At 74.4% G+C, this 8,016-nt stretch carries 5 protein-coding genes; 4 read left to right on the top strand and 1 reads right to left on the bottom strand.

Features of this window, described 5'->3' with window-relative positions:
• The 4 genes from ABZX30_RS31165 to ABZX30_RS31150 all read left to right on the top strand — a co-directional run.
• On the top strand, positions 1-371 hold a 371-nt coding region (locus ABZX30_RS31165; protein ID WP_355939507.1), incomplete at its 5' end, for a lanthionine synthetase LanC family protein.
• 189 nt (positions 372-560) lie between these two features.
• Positions 561-767: a hypothetical protein gene (locus ABZX30_RS31160; RefSeq protein ID WP_355939504.1), complete on the top strand. Its 207-nt coding sequence runs from the start codon at positions 561-563 to the stop codon at positions 765-767.
• Between the two features lie 70 nt (positions 768-837).
• Complete coding sequence (locus ABZX30_RS31155; RefSeq protein ID WP_355939501.1) at positions 838-3,744, top strand: AAA family ATPase; 2,907 nt, start codon at positions 838-840, stop codon at positions 3,742-3,744.
• A gap of 211 nt (positions 3,745-3,955) precedes the next feature.
• Positions 3,956-5,239, top strand: a complete 1,284-nt coding sequence (locus ABZX30_RS31150) for a hypothetical protein (RefSeq protein WP_355939499.1) — start codon at positions 3,956-3,958, stop codon at positions 5,237-5,239.
• A 276-nt stretch (positions 5,240-5,515) separates the two neighbouring features.
• On the opposite strand, the gene ABZX30_RS31145 is transcribed toward ABZX30_RS31150, so the two are convergent.
• The gene (locus ABZX30_RS31145) at positions 5,516-7,807 is read right to left on the bottom strand and encodes a tetratricopeptide repeat protein (protein ID WP_355939496.1); all 2,292 of its coding nucleotides are present in this window, start codon (positions 7,805-7,807) and stop codon (positions 5,516-5,518) included.
• Between the last annotated feature and the right edge of the window lie 209 nt (positions 7,808-8,016).

Raw genomic sequence — 8,016 nt, 5'->3', positions numbered from 1 at the left:
CGGCCGACGCCGGGCTCTGCCCGCAGCCGGCCGCCGGCCCGGCCGGGGACGTGAGCCGCCGGCTCACCGAGCACCCGCCGGTGGCCGACCTCAGCCTGTGCCACGGCGAGCTGGGCATCGCGGAAGCGGTGGCCGCCCTCGCCGGGCACGGCCACGCCGAGGCGCGAGCCGGCCTGACCGGCAGGATCGGCTTGGTCCTCGGACTGCTCCACGCCTGGGGGCCGCGCTGCGGGACACCCGGGCGGGTACCGACGCCCGGCCTGCTCACCGGGCTGTCGGGCATCGGCTACGCGCTGCTCCGGCTGGGCTTCGCCGACACCGTGCCCTCCGTCCTGCTGCTCAGCCCCGCCCAGGGCGGCGGGCGGACCTGAGCACCCTCGTACCGCCGCCTGTCCGGCGCCGCGGCGCGGGCACCACAACGACCTCTTCGGCAAGACGAACAGATGAACAGACGTACAACCGACAAGCAGATCAACGAACAGAGCGACAGACAGAGCGACAGACAGAGCGACAGACAGAGCGATCCCACGCCGGATCGACGTCCATGGAAAGGAACACCCATGTCCAGCTTCCTGCAGAACGGCACCGTCCACGGCGAGGCCACGGGCACCTCCGCGACGGTCACCGACCCGGCCGGGGAGATCCGGCTGGTCCGCTGGAACGGGGCGTGCGCCCGGACCCGGGCGCTGGCCGGAATGACCCTCGGCAGCGGCGTGGTGGTCGGCCTCGGCTCCGCCACCTTCACCACCGTGTCGGTACCGGCCTGACCAGCCGTCACGCACGGCCCGTCCGTGCAGGTGTGTGACCTTCGTGAGCGAGTGGCTACTATCCGGAGGTATGCGTCTGCGGGCAGCTCATCTCATTGGCCGTGAGGCCGAAGTCGCGGAGCTCGGCGAATCGTTGCGGGATCTGAACCGGTCACGCGGAGGCACGGCGTTTCTGGTCGGAGAGGGGGGGATCGGCAAGTCGCGGCTGGTCGCCGAGCTGATCGGATCGGCGCTGGACGCCGGCGTCCGGGTCCTGAAGGGCCGGAGCAGCACCATCGGACCGATGGTGCCGCTCCGGCCCCTCACCGAGGCCCTGATGCCGCTCTCCCGCGGCGGGGTCACACCGGACGAGGCGAGCCTCGGACCGTACCGCCCGGTCCTCGGCCGGCTCGTCCCGGGCTGGAGCACCGGCGCCCCCGACCAGGGATCGACGGTGGTGCTCGCCGAAGCGGTCCTGCGGGTGCTCGCCCACGCCGGCCGGGAGAGCGGCTGCCTGCTGGTGCTGGAGGACCTGCACGACGCCGACACCGAGACCCTCGCCGTCGTCGAGTACCTGGTGGACAACCTCGAACAGCAGCCGCTCATGCTGGCGGCGACCCTCCGGTCCGATCCCGGCGAGGCGCTGAACCTCGCCGAGTCCGCCGGGCGCCGGCGCAGCGCGACGGTGTTCCGGCTGGCACCCCTGGACGCCGACGGGGTCGGCCGGATGATCGCCTCCTGCCTGGACACCGACCCCGGCCGGCTGCCCGCCGAGGTGCTCGTCCAGATGGGGCAGGACAGTGCCGGCATCCCGTTCCTCGTCGAGGAACTCCTCCAGGGCGCGGTCGCCGGCGGCTCGCTCGTCCGCGAGGGCGCCGCCTGGCGGGTGGTCGGCGACCTCCGCCGCAACATGCCCAGGGCGCTGCTGGAGGGCGCCATCCACCGCATCGACCAGCTCGGCCCGCAGGGGCGGACACTGCTCAGCGCCGCCGCCGTGCTGGGCCGGCGGTTCCCCTTGTCGGTGCTCCAGTCGATGACCGGCGTCGACGACCGGAGCCTGCTCAGCCATCTGCACGCGAGCGTGGCGGCCCGGCTGGTCGCGGCCGACGAACCCGCCCCCGACTGGTACGCCTTCCAGCACCCGCTGACCGCCGAGGCGCTGCTCGGGCAGCTCACCCCGACCGCCCGGGTCGCCCTGTCCGACCGGGCCGCGAACGCGATCGAGGCCCTCAATCCCGGGCTGCCGGGCGACTGGTGCCCGCTGGCGGCGACCCTGCGCGCCGACGCCGGCGACCCCGTCCGGGCCGGCCGGCTGTTCACCGAGGCCGGGCGCCGGGCCCTCGCCGACGGCGCGGTCGGATCCGCGGTCGCGTTGCTCGACCGCGCCGAGCGGCTGCTGGCGGAAGGCGGTGACTCCGCCGCCCGCGCCGAGGCCCTGGAGGCGCTGCTGCCCGCGCTCGCGGAGACCGGGGACCTGACCCGCGCGCTCAGCCTCACCGGCAGCCTGCGTGAACTCGTCGGAGCCGGCCTGGGCGCGGCCCGGCTGGCGGCCCTGCACACCCGCCTCGCGCACGTGGCGTACATGGCGGGCCGCTGGGCCGACGGCAACAACCAGATCGAACGGGCCCGCGCACTGCTGGCGACGGCTCCCGACGAGGCGCACACCGCGCTGACCGACGTCGTGGAGGCGTACCTGTGCCTCGACACGCCGGGACAGGACCGCACCCAGCGGGCCGAGCGGCTGGCCCGGGCCGCGCTCGCCACCGCCGAGCGGCAGGGCCTGCCCCTGGTCGCCTGCCAGGCGTGGGAGGTCCTCGGCGTGGTCGCCCGCGAACGCGACCTGTCGGAGGCCAGCACCTATCTGGAACAGGCGATGAGCACCGCCGAACGGCACAGCCTGCCGCTCCAGCGGATGTACGCGCTCACCCGGCTCGGCGGCATCCGGTGGCTGGACGACGGCAGTACCGCCACCCTCGACGAGGCCCGCACGGAGGCCCGGCGGCTGGGCGCGGTCCCCGTCGTCTACGGCATCGACGGCATCCTCACCCTGCACGAGGTGCTGCGCGGCCGGTTCACCGAGGCCCGGACGCTGGGCGACGAGACGCTGACCATGGCAGCCCGCCTGAAGCTGACGTCAGTGGCCCGCTACCTGCTGATGGCCCGCTCGGTGCTGGCGGCCCACCAAGGCGACCGGACCGCCATGGAGGAGGCCCTGGCCGACTTCGGACGCTGGGGCGGGAGCCGCTCGCCCGAGGAGCCGCTGGCCCTCGGCCTGGCCCAGGTCTTCTGCGCGCTCCTGGAGGAGAACCGGGAACAGGCGGCCCGGACCATGGCCGAGCTCGAGGCGCTGGAGGCCGAGAACCCGACCACCTTCCACCTGAGCGGACGGCACGGCCTCGGCCTGCTGCTCGACCTCCTGGACGGCCGGGCCGACCGCGGTCACCTCGACCGGCTGGCCGCCAGCGCGGCGGGCCGGATGCGGTGGAACCGCCACTTCGTCCTGCTCGCCGAGGCCGTCCTGCTCGGCCGGGAGGGCCGGCCCGAAGCGGCCGGACGCGCGGCACTCCTCGCCCGGAAGACGGGCGCGCCCTATCCCACCGCCCGCCATCTCGGGCAGCGGCTGATCGCGGAGGAGGCCCACGCGCTGGGCTGGGGAGAGCCGGAGAGATGGCTGAGGGAAGCCGAGCACCACTTCCGCGAGACCTCCGCCACCGCGGTGGCCGGCGCCTGCCGGACCCTTCTGCGCGCGATCGGCGCGCCGGTGCGCCAGCACCGCACCGGCAGCGACCGCATCCCGCCGGAGCTGCGCCTGAAGGGCATGACGGTCCGCGAGTACGAGATCTTCCGGCTGCTGGCCGACCGCCCCAGCAACAAGGACATCGCCGCCCGGCTCTACATATCGCCGCGCACCGTCGAGAAGCACGTGGCCAGCCTGATCGCCAAGACCGGCCTGCCCAACCGCTTACAGCTCTGCGCCCTGGCGGCGGAGCAGACCTGAGGACCGGGCATACCCCCCCAGCGGCGCGCTGCCAAGGGCGCCTGGCCGTTCGGGACGGCTTCCCTTGCCCATCCGGGCGCGATGTTCTGTCCGATGGGACCCTGCGCGGCCGAAGGGCCGACGCGGCACGGCACGGGACTGTTTCCTTGAACCGGGTGTCTCCGGTCCGACCGGCCCCGTAACCGCGATCACTTCTCAGGAGTTCTCTCCCATGACCCTTGTCTGCGGGCATGACGCGCCTGCCTACGGCCCGCCCCTGTGCGCACATCTGCGTGCCGTCGCCGAGACCGACTACTTCCTGCGCTACACGGGTGTCGGCTGGCAGAGCGAGCACGTCTGCGAGGGCTGCCGGGACGAGAGCCCCCCCGCCACCGAGCAGGTGTGCGAAGAATGCTTCGACGACCTGCTCGGCCGCGCCGAAGGAGTGGTCGGAGCACCGCAGATCGCCGAGGCGCCCAGGCCACTGGACCCGACAGTGGACACCACGCCGCTGCCCGGGCTCGCCGGTGAGGTCGTGGACATGGCCCCGACAGAGCGGGGTCTGCTGCTGCTCGGCGAGGACGGACGCCTCCTGCTCTGGGACGTGCCGGGGGGTGACTGTACGGAGGTCGGCCGCAGTTCCGTCGCCCCGGCCGCCGATGCGAATCCCCGGGGCAGGCGCTCGCAGACCCGTCGGCTGCACGCGTCGTCCGACGGTCGTTTCGCCGCCGTGGTGATCGACTACGGACGGCACGGCGAGGTGATCGATCTGACCAGCGGGTCGGTCACCCGCCATCTGGAGAACGACGGCTACCACAGCGACACCGTTCCCTTCTCGCTCGCCTTCACCACGCACGGTGAACGCCAGGCCGTCCTGTACCGGGACCAGTGGAACCGGATCGTGGCCTGCGATCCGGCGACGGGCGAGACCCTGGCGTCGACACCGGCGAGCGGTGAGGACGCCCCGTGGAACCGCTACTTCCACGGAGCGCTGCTCCCCAGCCCGAGGGGCACGCACATCGTCTCGGACGCGTGGCAGTGGCATCCCGTCGGCTCGGTGCTGGTGTGGAACGCGGGCCCGGAGTCCTCGCTGCCGACCGGACCGGCCGACTGGTCGCAGCTCGCCTTCTGCGACTACTACTGGGACCGGCCCCTGGCCTGGATCGGTGAGAACCGCTTGGCCGTCGGCGGCATCGGGGAGGACGACGAGACGCTGGTGAACGGCGCCACCCTCTACGAACTCACCGGGGCGGGCGACACGCAGTGGGTCGAGGCGGGGGCTTTCCCGGGCCCGCACGGGCGCTTCTTCGCCGCGGACGGGCTGCTGTTCTCGGCGGGCGAGTCCGGCCTGGAGGTCTGGGACCCCGTCGAGGGAGCCCGCACCGGTTCGGTCCCCGGCTTCCGGCCCACCCACCATGACCCGCGGACCGGGGAACTCCTCCAGCTCGACGCCGACGCGGGCGTCCTGCGCGGCTGGCACGTCGGCAAGGCCCGGGCACAGGCCGCTGGTCTCTAGGGGGCTTCGCGACGGGCCGGAACTCCCGTGGGTGCCCGGGCAGATGCCCTCCGCCGGATGCCGGCCAGTGCTTCGGCCGGGGCAGCCGGGCGGCGCGTACACCGCGGTACGCACCCGCCGTCGGCCGCTCCGGCCCCGTTACGCGACGCTTCGTGACCCGCCGTCGGCACGCGCCTCGTCGCACTGTCGCGTGCCAGGCCGGCGTGGCCCAGGGGATGGCCGGGGGTGACGGGGCCGGCCGGACGAGACTGTCACCCGGCCGGCGGTGGGCGCTCGTCAGGCGGGGCCCAGGCCGGCGAGCCGGGCACGGGCCTCGGCGACCCGTGCCGGGTCCGCCTCGTTACCGAGGGCGACGCACCGCGTGAACGCCTCGCGCGCCTCGGCGGTACGGCCGGCCTCCAGGAGAACGTCACCGAGCCGGATGAGGTAGCGGCTCTCCAGGCCGATGTTGCCGTCCGTACGGGACAGTTCGACCGAGGCCCGCACATGCTCCACCGCTTCGTCCCAGCGCCCCAGACGTCCGTAGCAGCGCCCGAGTCCCGCGAGTACGTTGATCCGGGTGAAGACGGCGATGTGCGGTTCGACGCGGTCACCGGCCTCGTCCAGCCGGGTGAGGACCTCCCGGAAGACCTCGGCGGCTTCCCCCTCACGCCCGACGCGGATCAGTTCCAGGCCGCGTGACAGCAGGGCCTGGAGCACGCCGTGCAGGTCTCCGGCGGCTTCGAACAGCGCGATCGCCTGGACGCCGTGCTCATCGGCCGGGCCGTCCTCACCCAGCCAGTAGTGGGCCCAGGCGGTGTACGCGTGCGCCCAGGCCTGCTGCCCGGCGTCGCCGGCCCGTCGGGCGGCGGCGAGCGCGCGGGCGGTGTACCGCAGGCTCTCCCGGGGACGGCCCTCGCAGACCAGCACGGCCCAGGCGTAGTAGTTGAGGTGGGTCGCTTCGAGCAGCGGGTCGCCGAGCGCCTCGGCGGACCGGGCGGCGGTGCCGAAGACCTCCGGCCAGTGGCCCCAGAATATCCACTGGTCGGAGAACCAGTGCAGGGACTCGGCCACCTCGACGACCATGGCGTGGTCACCGTCCGCGGCGGCGGCGTGCAGGGCCGCCAGCCAGTTGGCGGCCTCGTCCTGGAGCCACTCGCGGGCCTTGTCGGCGCTGGAGAGGTCCACCGTGCCCCGCCAGGAGGCCGGCGGGGCCCCGTGGCCGGGTTCGTACCACCGGCCGGCCACGACGGCCGTCTCCAGCAGCCAGCGGAACATCGACCGGCGGGCCCCCTCGATGTCGGCCTCACCCTCCTCGGCGACGAGGCGGTCACGGCCGTACAGGCACAGCAGGTCGTGGAGCCGGTAGCGGTTCCCCGAGCCGTCGAGCAGACCGGTCTCGACCAGTTCCTCCAGGGTGTCCTCGGTGTCGTGGACGTCCTGGCCGGTGAGCCGGGCGGCACAGGCGGCGCCGATGTCCGGGCCGGGGACGAGGGAGAGGCGGCGGAACATCCGGGCGGCCGCGGGGGTGAGCTGCCGGTAGGACAGGTCGAAGGCGGTCGACACCCGCACGTCGCCGGCGGACAGCGCGTCGAGCCGCCGCTCCTCGCTCGCCAGCCGGTCCGCGAGCCGGCGCACGGTCCACCCCGTGCGGGTCGCCAGCCAGTTGCCGGCGACCCTGAGGGCCAGCGGAAGGTGCTCGCAGAGCCGGGCGACCTCCTCCAAGGCCTCGGGTTCGGCCGCCGCGCGGGCCTCGCCGACGAGGGAGGCCAGGAAGGCGGCCGACTCGCCGGGTGCGAGCCGGCCGAGGGGCAGCCGGTGCACGTCGTCCAGTCCGGTGAGCACGCGGCGGCTGGTGACGAGGACGAGCGTGCCGCCCGAGCCCGGCAGCAGCGGACGCACCTGCGCCTCGTCCCGGGCGTTGTCCAGCACCAGCAGGCAGCGGCGGCCGGCGAGGACCTGCCGGTACAGGGCGGGGTGGGCCTGCGGTCCGGCCTTCGCCAGGTCGCGGTCGGGCACGCCGAGGGCCTTGAGCACCCGGACCACCAGCTCGGACGGAGCGGGTGCGCTGTCGTCGGTGCCCCGGAGGTCCACCATGAACTGACCGTCCGGGAAGCGGTCCGCGAGCCGGCGGGCGGCGCGCAGCGCGAGGGAGGTCTTCCCGGCGCCGGGCGGCCCGTGGATGACGGCCACGACGGGCTGGCCGCCCGGGACACCGTCGCCCGCCCCCGGGGCGCGGTCGCCTCCGCGCGGTTCGGCCAGCGCGTCCAGGACGGTCAGCTCGTCCGTACGGCCGACGAAGTCGTCGATGCCGCGCGGGAAGGAACGGACGCCGACGGGACTGTACTCGGGGGTGCGCCGGGCACGGGCGGCGGCGAGCAGCCGTTCCCGGCCGGCGTCGTCGAGGCCGAGACCGTCCGCGAGCGCGGCCACCGTCCGCCGTTGCGGTGCGGCCCGCCGCCCGCGCTCCAGGTCGCCGATGCCCCGCCCGCTGACCCCGGAGGCTTCCGCCAGGGCCTCGATGGTCAACGACTTCGCCCGTCGCATCTCGCGCAGCAACGCCCCGAACGCGACCTGCCGTGCGGACATACCCGCCCTTCCCCTGCTCCTGGTACGTCAGGCAGTCTAGTGGCGGCGACCGGACCGTCGGCGCGGCCGACCGAGCAGCGGCCGACTGGACCCGGCGTCACGTTGATGCTCGGCGGTCCGCGGACTTCCCGGCCACGGGCCGTCCCGCTGTGGCGCGGTCCGCCCGGTACCGGCACCGGGCACCTCCGGTCCCGCCCGGGCGAGTTCCG

It is taken from the genome of Streptomyces sp. NPDC004542, assembly GCF_040610035.1.
Taxonomy (GTDB): domain Bacteria; phylum Actinomycetota; class Actinomycetes; order Streptomycetales; family Streptomycetaceae; genus Streptomyces.
The sequence above is the reverse complement of the archived record's forward strand: the minus strand, read 5'-3'. Positions and strand labels throughout refer to the sequence as shown.

Coding starts and splice junctions, on each gene's coding strand:
- ABZX30_RS31155 (WP_355939501.1), top strand. CDS start 838: ATGCGTCTGCGGGCAGCTCATCTCATTGGCCGTGAGGCCGAAGTCGCG.
- ABZX30_RS31150 (WP_355939499.1), top strand. CDS start 3,956: ATGACCCTTGTCTGCGGGCATGACGCGCCTGCCTACGGCCCGCCCCTG.
- ABZX30_RS31160 (WP_355939504.1), top strand. CDS start 561: ATGTCCAGCTTCCTGCAGAACGGCACCGTCCACGGCGAGGCCACGGGC.
- ABZX30_RS31145 (WP_355939496.1), bottom strand. CDS start 7,807: ATGTCCGCACGGCAGGTCGCGTTCGGGGCGTTGCTGCGCGAGATGCGA.